This is a genomic window from Streptomyces sp. NPDC002588 (assembly GCF_040295925.1).
Classification (GTDB): domain Bacteria; phylum Actinomycetota; class Actinomycetes; order Streptomycetales; family Streptomycetaceae; genus Streptomyces.
On sequence record NZ_JBEOWF010000011.1, the window covers coordinates 214,030 to 231,546 of the forward strand.

Here is a 17,517-nt window from a genome sequence, read left to right on the forward strand (position 1 = left end):
TGGCTGAGGTAGGGGGTCTCGTCCTTGCTCGCGCCCTTTGGCGAGGGGCGGACCGCCAGGGGGCACTGTTTGACTCGTGAGGATCAACCTGGGCCCCCTCAGTCCTTGCCTCAGTCCGTGCCCCGACTCTCCCAGCGGTCCCGGAACCACGTCAGAGTCTCGACGAGCAGCTCACGGTTGCGGTCCTTCTCCAGCACGGACAACTGGAACCTGGGGTCCGGCCCCGGCTTTCTCTCCTGGAGGTCGACACCTTCAAGTTCGTTGAGGCGCCTGAGGAATTCGGTACGCAGGGCGTGGTCGGTGAAAGGCTTGTGTGCGGCCAGAATCTGGAAGTCGACGTGCGCCCAGCCGGCCCACCCAGCGCCCGGCATGAGGCTCATCGGCGCGATCAAGCGGCCCGGGGCGATCGTCTCACCCAGCGTGAGGAACGCGCTGCTCATGGTGTCGTTTCCTACCCATTGGATTGAACCGCCGAGTTCCTCCCAGTGGGCGAAGAGCGCGCGCACCGCATCCACGGTCTCGGGAGAGTCGTGCACCGCGAGCCGCCGGAAGAACCGCCTCTCGTCGGAGTTCTCCGCCACGAGCTGAGCGTAGAAATGGTCGGCCCGCGTCTCCTCACCCTGACTCTCCGGGGCGCGCTGCGCAGCGTCCTCCTCGCCGTCGGCTTCCCCGACCAGCGAGGCAAGCTCGTCGGCGGAGAGGCGCTGCGCCGGATCGGCGGCCCCGTTGGCCGTGAAGCGCACGCCGTCGGCGCTCAGCCGGGCTCGGACGTCTCCTCCCGCGTCCTGAGGCGTCCAGCGGAAGCCGTCGGAGACCTTGCCCTCGGAAGTGAGCACCCGGTACGCGTTGGCCACCCCCGGCGTATTGGCCAGATGGTTGCCCACGGCCTGGGCGCCGGAGCCGATGAACGCCGCGAGATCGCCGTACGACGTCCAGGTGCCGTGGGGGAGCGCGGCGAGCACCTGGTGGGCCAGGTTCCAGTCCCGGCTCCGCTCCGCTCGGCCGACTCCGCGCAACGGAGCCGGCCACAGCTCGATCGCGCGGTCGGCGAGTTCGTCGGCACGCGCGCGGATCTCGTCCGCGCCCCACCGTTCTGTGGCCGCGACGCGGCGGTTCATCTCCAGGTGGCTGCCCTGGAGCAGGTCCTGCTTGCGCTCGAAGGGGTGGTTGGACAGCTCCGCGTTGACCGCGGTCAGCGTCAGGTTCCCGAGCGTGTGCTGAAGCCGGGAGTGCAGGTCCTCCGCGCTCTCGCCGGCGACCACGTCCTCGCTCAACATCCGGAGCCACTCGTCGCCCGGCGACTGCGGCATGACGTGCTCGATGGTGAGCTGCGCGGCGGCGAAGTCGACCGGTTCGGGATGCTCGTAGCTCTCCTCCAGCCGCTGGAGCACCAGCTTGCGCTGGTGCCCGCGCCCGAATTTGTAGAAGGGTGCCGTCCGGACCTTCTCGCGTAGCTCGTCGTCATCGGGCCAGAAGCGGTTTTCGGCGGAGAGGAGCTGGTGCAGCCCGTCAGCGACGGGCATGTCGAGCGGCAGCTGCCCGGGCACCGCCTGGAAGATCCTGTTGAGGTTGTTCGTCGGCACGCGGCACATCATCCGGCGTACTAGGAAGCTCTCGATGTACGACATCGCGCGGGCCGTGTCCGCGGAGTTGAGGTCCCTGCGCTCGCGTCGGTCGAGCAGCAGCATCAGAGCGGGGTAGGTGACCTGGGCCTGCCAGGTGTCCAAGCGGTGCAGATGGGCGCGGACGGCCGCGTTCGGCTCCACTTCGGGGTGCAGCAGGCGACGGAAGAGGGCGCCGCGCCGGTACAACTCCTTGATGTACGCCTCGATCTCCGCTTCGCTGACCTCACCGCGCTCGAAGCGCTGCTGCTGAGCCGCGTAGAGGTCCTGGCGGCGGACCCGGTCATCTCCGTCGAGCACCAGCTGCAACCACATGAGCTGTTCCAGCTCGTCGTTGCTCAGACTGTCCTGCAGCGGAAGCCAGTAGGTCTCGTAAATGCGCTCACCGCGGGTGGGCAGCCGCATGAACAGGTAGTTGCGCAGCAGGTCGGCCTGGCTCAGCTTGAGGCCGGTGTTGTTGAGGGACTCGAAGATGCGGTGCACGTTGTCCGCGCGCTCGGCTGTCACCGCCACCAGCGTGAGCCGCGAGGTGATGGCCTCCTCGATGCGGAGCACGTCCTGCGGGGCGGCCGGATCGGCGGCCTCGACGAGCTTGCGGCGGAAGAAGCCGTAGGCGGCGGCGACGGCTCCGTCGGCGGCCTGCTCCGCGAGCGGCCCGCGAACGTATGCCGCGAACTGCGCCCGGTCAGCCTGGGTCGGCAGTAGCCGGAAGCGATCGCTGCCGTTCTTGCGCTTGTTGATGAGGTATTCCTCGTCGATGCGCTCGGCCTCGTCCGGCTCGCCGTCCGCTATGTGGTCGCGGATCGCGGCCAGGGCGAGCGACAGCGTGGTCAGCCGCTGCTGACCGTCGACGACGAGCCAGCGGGGGAACGTCGCCTCGTTCTGCGGCGACGGCGCGAGCACCACGGACCCCAGGAAGTGTGTGCTCGCCTTCTCCCCGGACTCCAGCAGCTCGGCCTGCTCCAGGATGTCGGTCCACAGCTGTCTGAGCTGCTTCTCCGTCCAGGAGTAAGTCCGCTGATAGAGCGGCACCTGGAACTGCTGTGCCCTGCCCTGGACGAGATCGGCGAACAGCGTCTCCTTCGCCTGCACGGCGTCCCCCTCGGTGATCGGTCCGGTCGTAGCGCGTGGGAAGGACCTTAGGGCTTCCCGCTGACAGTCAGGGGCGCTTCAGCCCTCGTCCAGGCACGCACACCACAGCGCGTGGGCCCGGTCCATCTCGTCAAGTGCCGCCCGCGTGAACCGGGCGTCGAGGAAGGCCCGGTCGACGATCCGCTCCGTGAGTGCGACCAGGTGCGCCGCGACGTGCTCCACCCGTTCCCCGCGCACCCGGTCCTGAACCCGCTCCAGGCGTTCCTGACGCTCCCACAGGTCGGCTAGGCTCGCGCCCGGTTCCTCCTCGTCGTCGTACACGGACGGCACGCGGGGCAGCAGGTCGGCGGTGAGGGCGGGGACGGAGTCCAGGGCGGCCGGGTCGGCAGGTCCGCCGTTGCCGAGGATGCGGTTGGCGATCGTGCGGACGGCCTCGGAGCGTTCCACACGCGCCGCCTGGGCCCGCAGGGCGCCGAGCAGTGCCGGGACCTCGGCCCGGGCCCGGCGCCGCAGGGTCTCCGCGAGTGCGGTCGTCAGGTCCTCGCCCAGGTCCGAGGCGTCGTCCAGTACGTCGTTCGCCGCGCCGACCTCCTCGAAGGCGCGCTGCGCGGTGCGGGCCGCCTCGGTGAGCAGGGCGATGTCCTCGGCCGTCGGCTTCACGCCCGCCTTCAGCCGGGCCATGGCCGCGTCCAGAGGGTCACCGGCCAGATCGAAGAGGTCCACGCAGGCGTCTTCCAGGGCGAGTTGGCCGTCCGTATCTGGTTCCAGCAGTGTCATCTCCCCAACAACCCCCGCGCTCGCGATGCCCCTGTGCAGTGCGGCAACTCCTGCGACGAATCATGGAGGTTTTCGTGAACTGAGTCAACAGATACTCTGTCGGTCGGTGTTGTCGAAGGGTGGGGAACATGCCGCAGATCGCGATCACCAACACGTTCTGGGAGGGCGTCGACCGGCTGGACAAACCGGCCCGCGCCCGCGTTCACAAGGCGATGGCCAAGTTCCAGCAGTTGACGGTCCCGCAACTCCACGCGGACAAGGGGCTGCACCTGGAGTCGGTGGTCAGCTCGCGTGACCCGCGGATGCGGACCATCCGCGTCGACGACGGGCTGCGGATCGTGCTGCTCGCGCCCGACGACGGCAGCGACGTCTTCGTCTTCGTCCACGTCGTCCCCCACGACAAGGCCTACTCCTGGGCCCGCCGACGGCTCTACACGGTGAACTCCGTGACCCGCTGCCTCGAAGTACGCGACCTGACCGCCATGGAGCAGATCACCCCGCTCTTCGCTCAGGAGGCCGTCGCGGCCCCCCAACTCCTGTTCGCCCCCTGGTCGGACACCGTCCTGCGACACCTCGGCGTCGACGACGTCACCCTGCGCGCCGCACGCACCGTCACGGGCAAGGCGCAGTTGGAGGCGTTCGGGTCGCTGATGCCGGAGGACCAGTACGAGGCGCTGTGGCTGCTCGCCGAGGGCCTCGACCCCGACGACATCTACCGGGACCTCGTCGCCGTACGCCAGAAGACGACCGTCGCCGAGAGCGCGGCGGCGAAGGACACCGCCGGGGACGACCTGGCCGCCGCCGTCATCCGCACCCGCAGCCGCATCGCGCTTGTCACCGGCCCCGACGAACTCGCCGACATCCTGACCAAGCCCTTCGCCGCCTGGCGGATCTTCCTCCACCCCACCCAGCGGCGCATCGCCTACCGGCCCGGCTATGCCGGACCCGCCCAGATCACCGGCGGCCCCGGCACCGGAAAGACGGTCGTCGCCCTGCACCGGGTCAAGCACCTCCTGGACCGGGCACCCGACACGCGCGTCCTCCTCACCACCTACACCGGAGCCCTGGCCCGCTCCCTGCAGAGCAGCCTCGCCCTGCTGCTCGACCACGACCCGGCGCTGCTCGCCCGTGTCGACGTCACCACCGTCGACGCCGTCGCCCACCGCGTCGTACGGCAACTGCGCGGCAACCCGGGGACCGCGCTCGGCGACCGGGACGAGCGCACCCGTTGGCAGCGCGTGGCCCGCCGCCTCGAACTGTCGTGGAACGAGGCGTTCCTGTCCCAGGAGTACCGGCACGTGGTCCTCGCCCAGGACCTGCGGAGCGAGGAGGAGTACCTGGCGTGCGAACGGCGTGGACGCGGCAGCGCGCTCGGGCAGACCCAGCGGCGGCGCGTCTGGCAGGCCGTGACCCTGTTCGAGGACGGCCTGACCCGTGACCGGGCGCACACCTGGCTCCAGGTCTGCGCCGAGGCCACCCGGCTGCTGCGCGACAAGCCGGGTGCGGGACCGGCGTACGACCATGTCGTCGTGGACGAGGCGCAGGACCTGCACCCGGCGCAATGGCGCCTGCTGCGCGTCCTGGCGGCCGAAGGCCCCGACGACCTGTTCGTCACCGGCGACCCGCACCAGCGGATCTACGACGCCCGGGTCTCGCTGCGCTCCCTCGGTATCTCCGTCGCGGGACGCAGCGGACGACTGCGCGTCAACTACCGCTCCACCGAGGAGATCCTGCGCTGGGCCCGCGGCCTGCTCGACAGCGAGCCCGTCGCCGACCTGACCGGCGACGCCCACGACACCCTCACCGGATACCGCTCGCTGCTGCACGGCGCACAGCCCGTGTGCGAAGGGCACGGGAGTGAGAACGAGGAGGCCGACGCCGTCGTGCGCCGGGTGCGCGACTGGATGGACGCCGGTGTCGCCCCCTCGGACATCGCCGTCTGCACCCGCTTCAACACCCTGGCGGGCAAGCTCGGCGACCGCCTCGCCGCGGCCGGCATCCCCGTGGTGCGGGTGCGGGACGGGGAACCGGAGAGCGCGGTCGGGGTACGGGTGTCGACGCTGCACAGCATGAAGGGCCTGGAGTACCGGTGCGTCGCCGTCGCCGGGGTCACCCGCTCCGCCTTCCCGTTCGCGCCGGCCGTCACCCCGGCCGAGGTGGACCGCATCCAGCACACCACCGACCTGGCCGCCGAGCGATGCCTGCTGTTCGTCGCCTGCACGAGGGCGCGGGAGGCGCTGTATGTGTCGTACAGCGGGCGGGCCAGTGAGTTCCTCGCGGCGTGATGCCGAGTGTGGGCTCCGGCACCGCCTCAGTCCGGAGCCCCATGGATCTTGCCGACTCCCGTGCGTTGGCGACGGACAGTCGTGATCTCGCGCCCGTCGTGCACCACTCGGAACCACTCGTCCGCCACCAGGACGGTGACGGTTTTCGCGTGCCACTGCAGGCCCACGTGGATCGTCTGATGGCCGACCACGATGATCCCGGGCTGGTAGACTTTTCGACGCACACAGGGGGCGTCGGAAGCGAACTCGGTGGGAGGCACGGCCACGTCGCTGGGATGCCCGTCCACGTCGCTCGGTACGGCGCGCGACGGCTCGCGGACCGGACGGGCGGCGCGGATGCGGTTCTCGCCGATCTGCCCCCGCAGCTTCGACAGGGCCTTGGACTCGATCTGGCGGATCCGCTCCCGAGTGCGGCTCATCTCCGCTCCGATTGCCTCGAGGGTGAGCTCGGGGCCGCCGTCGAGTCCGAGTCGGAGGGTCATCACCTGGCACTCTCGTTCGGAGAGGCAGCCGAGCAGCTCACGGACTTCTTCCGGCGACAGGTCACCGTAGTAGAAGTCCGGTTCGATCCAGTGCGGGCCCTGAATACTCCGGTCCGCTTCTTCGTGCAAGGCATCGTCACCAATGGACTCGGTCAGGTCTTCTAGGGGGAGTACGCGGCGGACCCGGGCCAGCAGGTCGTGCGCCTCGTCAACGGTGACACCCGCTCGGGCGGCCACCGTGGGAAGAGCGTCGGTGGGTGACTCGTGCCCCAACTCCCGCGCTGCCTTCCGTAGTGCGGCCAGGGATTCGTACGCGTGGACGGGGATCCGTATCGTGCGGCCTTTGTCCGCCAGGGCTCGTGTGATCGCCTGCCGGATCCACGAGACGGCGTACGTCGAAAATTTGTTCCCCTTGAGGTGGTCGAACTTCTCGATGGCGCGCAGCAGACCGAGGTTGCCCTCCTGGATCAGATCCATGAGGTCCAGCCCACGGCCCGTGTACCAGGTGGCCATGCTGACCACCAGCCGGAGGTTCGCCTGGGCGAAGTCCGTGAACGCCACTTCCCCGAGCCGGACCAGCTGTTCCAGCTCACGCCGCGGCCTCGGGGCAATCTTCCGGCCGGCCTCGTCCAACCGCTCGCGAGCCAGCAGTCCCGCCTCGATGGCCTGGGCCAGCTCCGCCTCCTGTTGCCGGGAGAGCAGTGGGAACCTGTCGATCTCCTTGCGGTATTGCGTGAAAGAGTCGCCCACGGCCTGACGTGGGGAAGCGTCCTCCTCCGGGGACTCGGCGACGAGCTCGGGGCGGGGGCGTGGCAAAGGCGGCACAGTGAGTGCGGTGGTAGGACCGGCGGGCGTCTCGTACGGCTTCTCGGCCCGCAGGGGCGGCCGGGACGCGGAGGGAACGCCGGGACCGAGCGCTTGCACGGTCAACGCGGAAAGGTCCAGCCTGCTGTCCTGCTGCAGCTCAAGGGCGAAGCATGGTGGTCGGTGTGGTTCCGGCTCCGGCCCCGCCGGAACGCTGCGTTCATCCTGGGTGTCGCTCAACGGCTCGGCCGTCGTGGGAAGCTCTGGCGCGGCCGGTGCCGCCGAACCGCCTCCCAGACCGAACGCGGCCACCGCGGCCGGAGGCAGTGCGACCCCCTCCGCCATCACCCGGCCCAGCACCTCGGCCACCACCGCGGTGTCCACGCCGGCCACCAGTCCCCGCAAGGCCACCGGAGTCAGGGTTCGCTGTGGCCCCGCGGCAGTTACCAGCGCCTCATGCAGCACGGCCGACGTCCCGGCCTCGGTGTCCGTCGTCATCAGCGTGCCCCCATGTGCCGTACTGCGGTGCGACGAGCCTTATCGCATTTCACCACCCACCACTGACAATCAGTCACGCCCTGGGTGGAGCGCACCGTTCACCTGCGGATTCCCCATGCTCCTTATGTGAAGGAATGGTAGAACGTACAACGATGGTCGGTCCCGGGCGAGATCGGTACGTCCGAGACGGGGAGGGGCGGGGCATGCTGGTCGATCCCACGCAGTTGCTGGACGACTGCGAGCGGGCCTGGCGCGAGGCGGGGGAGCCGTCTGCCGGCACGGTTGAGCCGGTCGCTGGCGTACGGACCGCGCTCGTCCTGGAAGCGCTGGTGGCGTACCGGCTGCTCGCGGACCACTCCGACCTCCCGCGCGACACGGTCTTCGCACGCTGGCCCGCCTGCGCGGTCCACACCGTGGCGCTGGCCGACGGTCCGGAACTCCCGCGCCTGGTAGCTAAAGCCCGCGCGCGCGTGCTCGCGGCGCGCCCTGACCTGGGGTCACACGGAGCCGCCCCGGAGAGCGCCGACGAATGGAGTCGCGCCGCGCAGGAGGCCGCCCGCTCGCTGGGCTGGACTTGGCGCGTGCCGACCGCAGCGGACGGTTCGGTCCCCCCGCCCCGCGGCGCTACCTCCGCTCCCGAGGTCCGTCTCGGGCCCGGCGCGGGCAGCGTGCTCCTGACCCTGCCCGGCGAGCCGGACGCGGGGGACTGGCAACTGTCCGCCGACGGTGAGGTGTTTGCAGCCCTGCCGCCCTACTGGGTATTGCCGGGCCCCGTGCGCCGTGTCGAGGCGACAGACCCGACGGGAACCACTCATGTCTCGGCGATCGTGGACCCGGACGACGCCCTCCTGGCCTTCGGCGTCGACGGCCACCGCATCCCCCCGGACGAGCCCCTGCCCGCCGCCGAGATCTGCCTTCTCCACGCCGGCACCCTGCAGACCGAGGGCGCCGACCCCGGCATCGTGGAACTGCCCACCCCGTACGGCTGGAACGGCTGGACGCTGAGCAGGGTGTCACTGACCGGGGTGACGCGGGTGCGGGCCGCCGCCGCGGTTCCGGGAAACTGGCTGGACGTAGCCGCCGGACGGCCGCTCGGGTGGGAGGGCGGTGCGACGCTGCCCTGGATCACGGGCGACGACGGTGCACCCGTGTGGCATCGTCCGCCCGCTCTCCGGCTTCCGCGGCGCGCCGGTGAGCCGGACGCGCGACTCTGGCAGGCCGAAGTGCGCCGCCGCGGCCACGAGGAGCCTCTCGCCCGTCAGACCGGTGCTCCCGGGGAGCTCCTCGATCCCTGGAAGGACGTACCCCGCCCGCTTCTGGGACCGTATGAGATTCTCGTCCACCGCGTCGGCTCCCGGCGCAGGCGCCGACTGGCGGCCTTCCTCGCCGAGGGCATCACGGCCGAACCGACCGCTGAGTGGCGTCTGCTTGCCCCGCACGGAGGCCTGGCCCCCGCTCGGCTGACTCTCGGCACCGGCGGACCGGTCACCGCCTCCGAGCGCGTCGTCGCGTTCTCCCCGTACGAGATCACCAAGGGGCTGGTGCTGGGCGACGGGATCCGTCAGTTCACCGTCGAGATGTGCATTCCGCACTCCGAGGTCCGCCTCGAACTCGGCGGTCACCCCCTGACCTGGTCCATCCGGCCGCTCGACATCGACGCAGCTGACCTGGCCGGCGAGAGCGCCCTGACCGTCCGCCTGCCGGAACAGGCGGTGGCGTTGACACCTCTGCTGGCACTGGTCGTCGAAGGGACGAACCTGCTCACGCTGCGTCCAGAACGCCGCACTCGCACGCGCAGAGGAGACCTCCGGTACTCACTGGCGGCCCTGGCGGACACCGTGCGCGACTGCGTGAAAGCCGAGATACGGCTGCTGGTCGCGGGGGAGAGCGTCCATGTCGCGACCGTGCGCACCCAGCCCATCGCGGAAAACGTCGTACCCGACGGCGGCGGACTGCTGCTGCGGGGGCTGAGCCACCCGGGCGAACTGATCGCCCGCCTGTACGCCGCCTTCGCCCCGTGGGAACAGCCGTTGACGGCCACCGTCGACCAGAGCGGCCGTATCCCGCTGCCAGCGGCCTGGCGGTCGCTCGGCCCCCTGATCGTGCACCTGAAGGCGGGCGCCCTCACACCCACAGCTCCCGGATGGCCCCACCTGCGCGATCGCGACACCCTCGTGCTGCGCCGCTCCCCGTGGACCTCCGCCGACGGCCGCGGATCCGGCGCCAGGATCTCGGAGTACCTGGCTGGGCACGGCGCGTTGCCGCGCGACACCGACGCGATCCCCTATCAGTGGATCGTGGCCGCCCGCGGACGCGACCTGCAGGCGTGCGGAGCCAGAGAGACGGCACCGGCGGAATGCCGCAGCGCCCTCGCGGACGCCGGGCCCACCGCCCTCACGGGAGCGGCCGACAGCGCACTGCGCTCCGGCGAACTCGCCTCCGTGCTCGCGGGCAGCGGTCTCGCCGCCCTGCGGATACGGGAAGTGGCGGACCCTGCCACCGTACGTCGCGTCTGGCGGCAGGCTCCTTTGTGTGCGCTGCTGCTCACGGCCCCGTTGCTGCCGTATCTCTCCGGTCACCCCGCTTATGACGTCGGCGAGCTCTACCCGGAGGAGGCGGAACTCCTCGGCGAGGTCGGCCAGTTTCTGGGCGACGCCAGCGCGACGTTGCTGGCCGGGCAGGCAGATCCGAGCGGCGCGGTCGGCCGGTTCGACGCCCAGACCCGTGCCCTCGACCAGCTCCCTGAACTCCAGCAGCAGGCCGTGTGGCGCAGCGCCCGTGTCGTCCCTCGGGGCCTTCTGGACCCCGACACTCGTGCCGACGCCGCCTGGCAGGCGTTCCGTGCCCGCAAGGACCTCCAGTACCACGCCACGCGTGAGGAGTTCTCCGAAGCACTCGACGCCGTATCGCTCTTCCTGGACGACGGACACCCCGACCTGGCCCAGGCCTTCCGCGGACGGGACCCAGGCCGGTTGCACGGGCCGGGCGAAGCTTGGATGCGGGTCCCTCACCTGTCTCTGGGATGCGCGTTGATCGCGAGGCTCGCCGCCGCCGGTGACGCCCGTGCTGCCGGTCTGGAACGGGGACTTCGCCACCTGTGGACGCCCATCGCGTCCCACGCACCGGATCTCACCGCCGTCGACATCGCCCTCGCGGAATGCCTGGTCACCGCGGAAGCCGTGCACAGCACCGGCTGACCACCGGTTCCCGTCCATCCCGTACGGCACCGGTACCGCCCCACCGCTCGTCCGAAGCCGACCCTCACATCGGAGCCTCCCGTGCACAGCCTCGACCCGCTCGCCACCTCCCGCATGATCAGCGACACCTACCGCCGCTACCTGCGTTCCCTGCTGCCCCTGCGCGAGCCCCGCCTGGCCGAGGCCCTCGCCCACGCCATCGACACCAGCCCGCTGCTCACCAAGGGGCCCCTGCTGGAGGCCACCCCCGCCTACGCGCCGGGCGCCACCCTGAACGAGCTCGTCGCAGAGGGCGTACTCGACCCCGCGTTCCAGCAGCTGACCGGCCCCGCACTGCCCGCCGACCGTCCCCTGTACCGGCATCAGGAACAGGCGCTGCGCAAGGCCGTCGCCGGACACAACCTCGTCGTGGCCACCGGCACCGGCTCCGGCAAGACCGAGAGCTTCCTCCTGCCCGTCCTCAACGCCCTTGCCGCCGAACACGCCCGCGGCACCCTCGGACCCGGTGTCCGCGCCCTGCTGCTCTACCCGATGAACGCCCTGGCCAACGACCAGATGAAGCGACTGCGCCGACTTCTCGCCGACGCCCCCCACATCACCTTCGGCCGCTACACCGGCGACACCAAGGACGATCCGCAGCGCGCCGCCGACACCTTCGAGCAGCTCAACCCCGGCGAACCGCGCCTGCCCAACGAACTGCTCAGCCGACGCGAGATGCGCGCCACACCGCCCCACCTCCTGCTCACCAACTACGCCATGCTGGAGTACCTGCTGCTCCGCCCCCAGGACATGGACCTCTTCGAGGGAGAACAGGCGGGTTCCTGGCGGTTCGTCGTCGTCGACGAGGCCCACGTCTACGACGGAGCGCGCGGCGCGGAACTCGCCATGCTGCTGCGCCGTTTGAAGGACCGTGTGGGGCAGGGTCGGGAGATCCAGGCCATCGCCACCAGTGCCACCGTCGGCGCGGAGGAGAACCCGGCCGCCGTCACCGCCTTCGCCCAGGCCCTCTTCGACGTCCCCTTCCGGTGGGACGCGAGCGAACCCGCCGCCCAGGACCTGGTCACCGCCACCCGGGTCGGGACACCCGACGGCCCGCACTGGGGACCGCTGCCGACCACCGAGTACCTGCGCCTGGCCACGACCGCCGACCCCGGACCGGAGATCGTGTCGGCCTCCCGCATGCACGGCCTGCCCGCCGACACGACCGCGGCCACCGCCCTCGCCGCTGAGGCCGGCACCGTGGCTCTGCGCCGGGCCCTCGCCGACGGACCCCGGCCCGTGAACGAGATCGCCCGCGACGTCTTTCCCGGTGACCCCGTCGGACCCGCGGCGGTCACCGCGCTCATCCAACTCGCCAGCCAGGTGACCGACACCGACGGTGCTCCCGTGCTTTCCGCCCGCTACCACCTTTTCGCACGCGCCACGGAAGGCGCCTTCACCTGCCTCGACCCGGCAGGCCCCCACCTCGACCTGGCCCGCCACGAGACCTGCGCGCGGTGTGCCCGCCCCTCCTTCGAGGTGGGCGCCTGCCGCCGCTGCGGTGCCGTACACCTGCACGGCACCCTCACCGGCAAGGGGGCACAGGCCCGCCTCGCACACCGCAAGTCTCCCGACAGCCCCCACACTTGGCTGCTCCTCGACGGGGACGGCTCGGACACCGGTGCCGACGAGGACGACGAGACACTCGGCGACAACGCCAAGGGCGGCCTCAAGGAACGCCGACTGTGCACTCGCTGTGCGGTCGTGCACCCCGCGGCCACGGCATCCTGCACCGCTCCTGGATGCGGTGGCACCGAACTGCGCCGAGTCCACCAACTCGACACCCACGAGGGCACCCCGGCCGCATGCCTCGCCTGCGGAGCGCGTGGTCACGGCATGATCCGCCTGTTCGAGGCGGGCAACGAGGCTTCGGCCGCCGTCCTCAGCACCGCCCTTTACCAGGCGCTGCCTCCGGCGACCGACGGCCCGGCCGCCGCACTGCCCGGACAGGGCCGCAAGCTGCTGTTCTTCAGCGACAGCCGACAGGCCGCCGCGTACTTCGCGCCCTACCTGGAGGACTCCTACACCCGCATCCAGCACCGGCGCCTGATCACCCAGGCCGTCCGACAGGGCTGCCCCGACCCCGACGAGCCCCTGCACATCGACGACCTCGTCGCCCACACCATCCGCGCCGCCGACCGCGCCGGAGTCTTCCGCCGCAACGACTCCCGCCAGGCCAAGCAGCGCGAAGTGGCTCTGTGGGTGATGCAGGAAGTGCTCAGCCTCGACGACCGACAGTCACTCGAAGGCCTCGGCCTGCTCCGGATCGACATCGACCGCGAGCCGTTCTGGCAGCCGCCCGCCGCCCTCACCCCACTCGGCCTCACGGACGACGAGGCATGGCTGCTGCTGCAGGAACTCCTGCGTACCCTGCGCAACCAGGGTGCGCTCACCATGCCCGAGGACGTCGACGCGGGCGACGAGGCGTTCGCCCCACGCAAGGGGCCCATCTGGGTCCGCTCCCAGGGCTCCGAGGCTAAGCGCAGAGTGATCAGCTGGCTGCCCAGCGCCGCGGGCGCCTCAAACCGACGCGTCGACTACCTCGTACGCGTGCTCGACGCCCTCGGCCACCAGGGCGAACGACGGGCCACCGCCCTCGATGTCTTGAACCGCCTGTGGACCGACCTCACGACAGGTCACCTCGCCGACTGGCTGCCGTCCGAAAGCCAACCGGGGATCGGCGTCGTCCGCCGACTCGACCACACCTGGCTGCGGTTGCGGCCGGTGACGGCGGACAGCGGTCCGCTGTACGTCTGCGACCGCTGCCGCCGTATCACCGCGCTGTCCGTGCGCGGTGTGTGCCCGACGCTGCGCTGCACAGGACGCCTGGAGGACTTCAAGCCGTCGCCCGAGACGGACGAGCACCTGCGGCGCCTCTACCTGACGTTCGACCCCGTTCCCCTGCGCGCCCAGGAGCACACCGCGCAGTGGACCGGGGAGAAGGCCGCCGAGATCCAGGGGGAGTTCGTCCGAGGGCAGGTCAACGCCCTGTCCTGCTCCACCACCTTCGAACTCGGCGTCGACGTCGGTGAACTCCAGGCCGTCGTCCTGCGCAACATGCCGCCCTCCACCGCCAACTACGTCCAGCGCGCCGGCCGCGCCGGCCGCCGCGCCGACTCGGCCGCGCTGGTCCTCACCTACGCGCAGCGGCGGCCCCACGACCTCGCCCGGTTTGCGGAGCCCGAGCGGATGATCGCCGGGGAGGTACGGGCCCCGATCGTCCCCGTCGACAACGTCCGGATCGACCGCCGCCACGCCCACTCCATCGCGCTCGCCGCCTTCTTCCGTGCCATGAAGGACGAGCGGGGCCGGATCTGGCGCAAGGCGGGAGAGTTCTTCCTTCCCGACGACACCACCGGCGAGATCGCCGCCCACACGGTGCGCGACTGGCTGACCCCCGTTCCGGACAGCGTCATGGCCTCCCTGCGCGGGGTTCTCCCCAACCAGGTCCAGAAAGAGATCGGCATCGACTCCGGCGACTGGGTCGCCGAACTGGACCGGCTCCTGCGGGCCGCGCAGCAGATTCTCGACCAGGACGTCACCTCGTACAGCGAACGCCGCGACCAAGCGGCGGTCGCCCGCAAGTACCGGCAGGCGGAGATGTACGAGAAGGTCATCCGTAACCTCACCCAACGCGAACTGCTCGGCGTCCTCGCCAACCGCAACGTGCTGCCCAAGTACGGCTTCCCCGTGGACACCGTCGAACTGCGCATCCCTCAGGAGGGTGGCGCCGTCTCGGGGCAACTCGAACTCACCCGTGACCTGAGCGCCGCCGTCCACGAGTACGCCCCGGGGGCCGAGATCGTGGCGGGCGGCCACCTGTGGGCGTCCGCCGGCGTCTACCGGCTGCCGGACCGCGAACTGGTCAGCCGCCACTACGCCGTGTGCGTGGCCTGCGGCCGCTACCGGGAGGCCACCGAACCCGTGGACCCCGTCTGCGCCGCCTGCGGCACGCAGTCCGCGGCCGCGCAACGCCGGTACGTCGAACCGGTCTACGGTTTCGTCGCCGCGCGCGGACCACAGCGCCGCCCGGGGCAGACCCCGCCACGACGGTCCTGGTACGGCGACGTCCACATGTCCACCGACACCGCCGACCTCCAGGAAGGCGCGATCACCTTCGTCTCCGGCCACACCACGCTCTGGTCGGCGGGCACCCGGGGAGAGATGGTGGTTGTCTCTGAGGGACCGGCCGGTGCCGGATACCAGATCTGCGACTGGTGCGGCTGGGGCCGTCCGCACGCTCAGGCCGGGCCTTTGCGCGGCGGCCACCCGCACCTGCTGAAAGACACCCAGTGCACTGGTCCCCTCCGCGTCGTCTCCCTCGCTCACCGGTACCAGACCGACTTTCTCCAGATCCATCTGGACCCGCTCACAGCCCTGACCGCCACCCCGGCCCGTCTGCGCTCCGGCTTGTACGCACTGCTCGAAGGCGCCGCCGCGCGCCTGGAGATCAGCCGCGACGACATCGACGGCACGGTTCACACCGGCACCGACGGCATGCCGTCCCTGCTGCTCTTCGACACCACTCCGGGGGGCGCGGGCAACGCCGTGTCCATGGGCTTGCGGCTCGAACCGGTTGTCTCTGCCGCGCTTGCCCGGGTGGCGGCCTGCGAGTGCGGCCCGGAGAGCAGCTGCTACGCGTGCCTGCGGAACTTCCGCAACGAGCGCTTCCACGAGCTGCTGAGCCGCCGCGAGGCCATCGCACTCCTCGATGCCCTGACTGGCCGTGGGCTGAAGGGGTGAGACGCACTTCCTGCGGCGTTGTCGCACGATCGAGCGCGGTCCCCGTGAGACCGCCCCGCACGATCGAAGTCCCGCTATACTCCCGCCACCCAGCGAAAAGACCAGGTCAGACAGCGAAATCCTGCTGGATTACTAGCCGAGCGACGTTGGGCGAGCGCCCGAGTCGATGTCCCGGGCGAGTCGCTGCGCGTACTTGGAGAGAACGTGGCGCAGGTCGGCGTAGTGGCGCAGCGGATCAGGGCGGGAGTACTGGAACCATGCGGTGTTTCGCCGTGCGGCCCAGTGTTGCTGGATTTCGGTGGGTTGCGTGGCTTCGAGCGGGCGCGGAGCGAAAAGATGCTCGCCTCGCGTGACCAACGTCCAGATGAACACCGAGGCGTCCTGACGCTTGCGGTCGTTGGTCAGGGTGCGGAACTGGCCGAGGGTGGGCGGGAGTTCTCCGACCAGGGCGTTCCAGGCGTCGATGCTGAGTACCCACTCGTGAAGTGCTTGTCGCCTGCGCCGGTAGTCAACTCGTGGTTGACGTGGTGATTGCAGTTCTGAGGCAAGAGCGCGGAAGGCTCTGTCGAGCTCAAGAGGGTTGCAGCCTGTCCGCACTGAGCGCCGAGTCTCGCGTCCAGTGAGCAGGTGGGTCTGGACGGGTGTGATCCCGAGGAACTCCGCGGCGTCATCGTACGCTCCGCCCATGGCCCACTGGACGAGTCGGACGGCGGTGGCCCTCCGCACGGCCTTGGATGCCGAACCCGCGCAGCTGGCCAAGTAGCGCTGATACCAGTCCGGCTCCAGGAACGCCGGAATGTGCTCGGCTTGGTAGCCGATTCGGAGCGGTGCTCGTGTGCCCCCGCGGCCGCTGACTCGGGGAAACACCCGGGTCGCGGGCTCAGCGACCTGCCGGAGTCGCTCAGAGCAGTCGTTTTTGTGCCTGTCATAGAGAACTGCCCACGGTGTCCGGCTTGAAGGGCTGCCGAAGGCGGCGCGCGTGACCTCCGACAGGAGGTCAGGCAGGTCGTCTCTCGAAAGCAGACGATCTGCGGCCATCAGTAGAGCGCCGCACGCAACGGGGTCGCGCGGTGGCGTGTCGCGGACTTGTTGGTTGCGCCTTCCGCCTGAGTCGGCGTGCATTTTCTGCGAATTGGAGTCGATTCGCTCAGCGGTCTCGGTATCCAGGAGGTCCCGGCTATGAGGCCATGCCGTGCTGATCAGCGCGGTGGCCAGCCGCAGATCGGTGAAGTACTCGGACGCCTCCGTGGTTCGAGTGGGCGATTTGAGGCGGCCGCGGAGGGATTTCTGGAAGCGGACGAGGTCCGCAGTCGGTTGTGGCCGGTCACGTGCCGGGGCGGTGCGGTGGTCGAGTCTGCCGGCGCAGGCGAAAGACTTCCTCCTCGGCGTCTGAGCGTCGACCGTCCACCTGCATTGCGCTGGATGCAGCGTATGGTCGTTGGCTCGCTGGACCAGTGGTCCTTGCGTGTCGTGCGGCTGACCGCAGTGCGGGCATGCGGATTCAAGGTAGAGCCGATGCTTTGTGCAGGCGAAGACGATCGGCAGGTGCCAGAGCTTGAGCCAGGGCCCGCCGTGCAGTTGCTGGGCTGCAGTGCCGTCGCCTGCCAGACAGGAGGGGCAGAAGCGTGGTGAGCCGACATAGAGCCATGCGTCTGGTCTCATCAAGCGCCCTGGTTCGGGCAGGGACCGGGCGATCGGAGGATAGCGGTCCCGCCACTGCGCCAGCGTCAGAGCGGAGACTTCTCTGGCCGTCTGTCCGGTGAGACGGGCGAATGCTTCGGCCTGAGGCTTGGGAAGGTCCAGCAACAGACTGCCGGGGAAGTGATTTGGGTTGCTGTCTTGCTTGATCCAGTCCGCATCGCGGACCAGGCGCAGAGGCGAGAGGCCGAGACGGTGCCCGAGCCGAAGCAGATAGCTGACCAGGGATTCTCCCGACAAGGGTTCGAGACTCCGGGGCAACGGATGCATCACGGCTCCA

The 17,517-nt window shown here is 70.3% G+C and carries 7 protein-coding genes; 3 read left to right on the forward strand and 4 right to left on the reverse strand.

Translation table 11 applies throughout. The features are described 5' to 3' along the window. Nucleotides 1-110 precede the first annotated feature (110 nt). Nucleotides 111-2,714 (reverse strand): GmrSD restriction endonuclease domain-containing protein, encoded by a 2,604-nt coding sequence (locus tag ABT057_RS15365; RefSeq protein ID WP_352343408.1) that lies wholly within the window; start codon nt 2,712-2,714, stop codon nt 111-113. Nucleotides 2,715-2,792: 78 nt separating this feature from the next. Then, nucleotides 2,793-3,491 (reverse strand): hypothetical protein, encoded by a 699-nt coding sequence (locus ABT057_RS15370; RefSeq protein ID WP_352343409.1) that lies wholly within the window; start codon nt 3,489-3,491, stop codon nt 2,793-2,795. Between the two features lie 128 nt (nt 3,492-3,619). Between ABT057_RS15370 and ABT057_RS15375 the strand changes: the two genes are divergently transcribed. Beyond that, nucleotides 3,620-5,776 carry a UvrD-helicase domain-containing protein gene (locus ABT057_RS15375; RefSeq protein WP_352343411.1) on the forward strand — a complete coding sequence of 719 codons (2,157 nt, stop codon included), beginning with the start codon at nt 3,620-3,622 and terminating at the stop codon, nt 5,774-5,776. Between the two features lie 26 nt (nt 5,777-5,802). Here ABT057_RS15375 and ABT057_RS15380 read toward each other — a convergent pair whose 3' ends face one another. Next, nucleotides 5,803-7,560: a sigma-70 family RNA polymerase sigma factor gene (locus tag ABT057_RS15380; protein WP_352343413.1), complete on the reverse strand. Its 1,758-nt coding sequence runs from the start codon at nt 7,558-7,560 to the stop codon at nt 5,803-5,805. Between the two features lie 203 nt (nt 7,561-7,763). Between ABT057_RS15380 and ABT057_RS15385 the strand changes: the two genes are divergently transcribed. Both ABT057_RS15385 and ABT057_RS15390 read left to right on the forward strand, forming a co-directional pair. Further along, nucleotides 7,764-10,757 carry a hypothetical protein gene (locus ABT057_RS15385; protein WP_352343415.1) on the forward strand — a complete coding sequence of 998 codons (2,994 nt, stop codon included), beginning with the start codon at nt 7,764-7,766 and terminating at the stop codon, nt 10,755-10,757. Between the two features lie 81 nt (nt 10,758-10,838). Then, entirely contained in the window at nt 10,839-15,539 is a 4,701-nt protein-coding gene (locus ABT057_RS15390) for a DEAD/DEAH box helicase family protein (protein WP_352343416.1), read from the forward strand. 132 nt (nt 15,540-15,671) lie between these two features. Here ABT057_RS15390 and ABT057_RS15395 read toward each other — a convergent pair whose 3' ends face one another. Further along, nucleotides 15,672-17,507, reverse strand: coding sequence for a TniQ family protein (locus ABT057_RS15395; protein WP_352343417.1), 1,836 nt, complete (start codon nt 17,505-17,507; stop codon nt 15,672-15,674). Between the last annotated feature and the right edge of the window lie 10 nt (nt 17,508-17,517).

What these genes read in the sequence shown, in the direction of transcription:
- ABT057_RS15385 (WP_352343415.1), top strand. Translation starts at nt 7,764, where the DNA reads ATGCTGGTCGATCCCACGCAGTTGCTGGACGACTGCGAGCGGGCCTGG.
- ABT057_RS15375 (WP_352343411.1), top strand. Translation starts at nt 3,620, where the DNA reads ATGCCGCAGATCGCGATCACCAACACGTTCTGGGAGGGCGTCGACCGG.
- ABT057_RS15395 (WP_352343417.1), bottom strand. Translation starts at nt 17,507, where the DNA reads ATGCATCCGTTGCCCCGGAGTCTCGAACCCTTGTCGGGAGAATCCCTG.
- ABT057_RS15380 (WP_352343413.1), bottom strand. Translation starts at nt 7,560, where the DNA reads ATGACGACGGACACCGAGGCCGGGACGTCGGCCGTGCTGCATGAGGCG.
- ABT057_RS15370 (WP_352343409.1), bottom strand. Translation starts at nt 3,491, where the DNA reads ATGACACTGCTGGAACCAGATACGGACGGCCAACTCGCCCTGGAAGAC.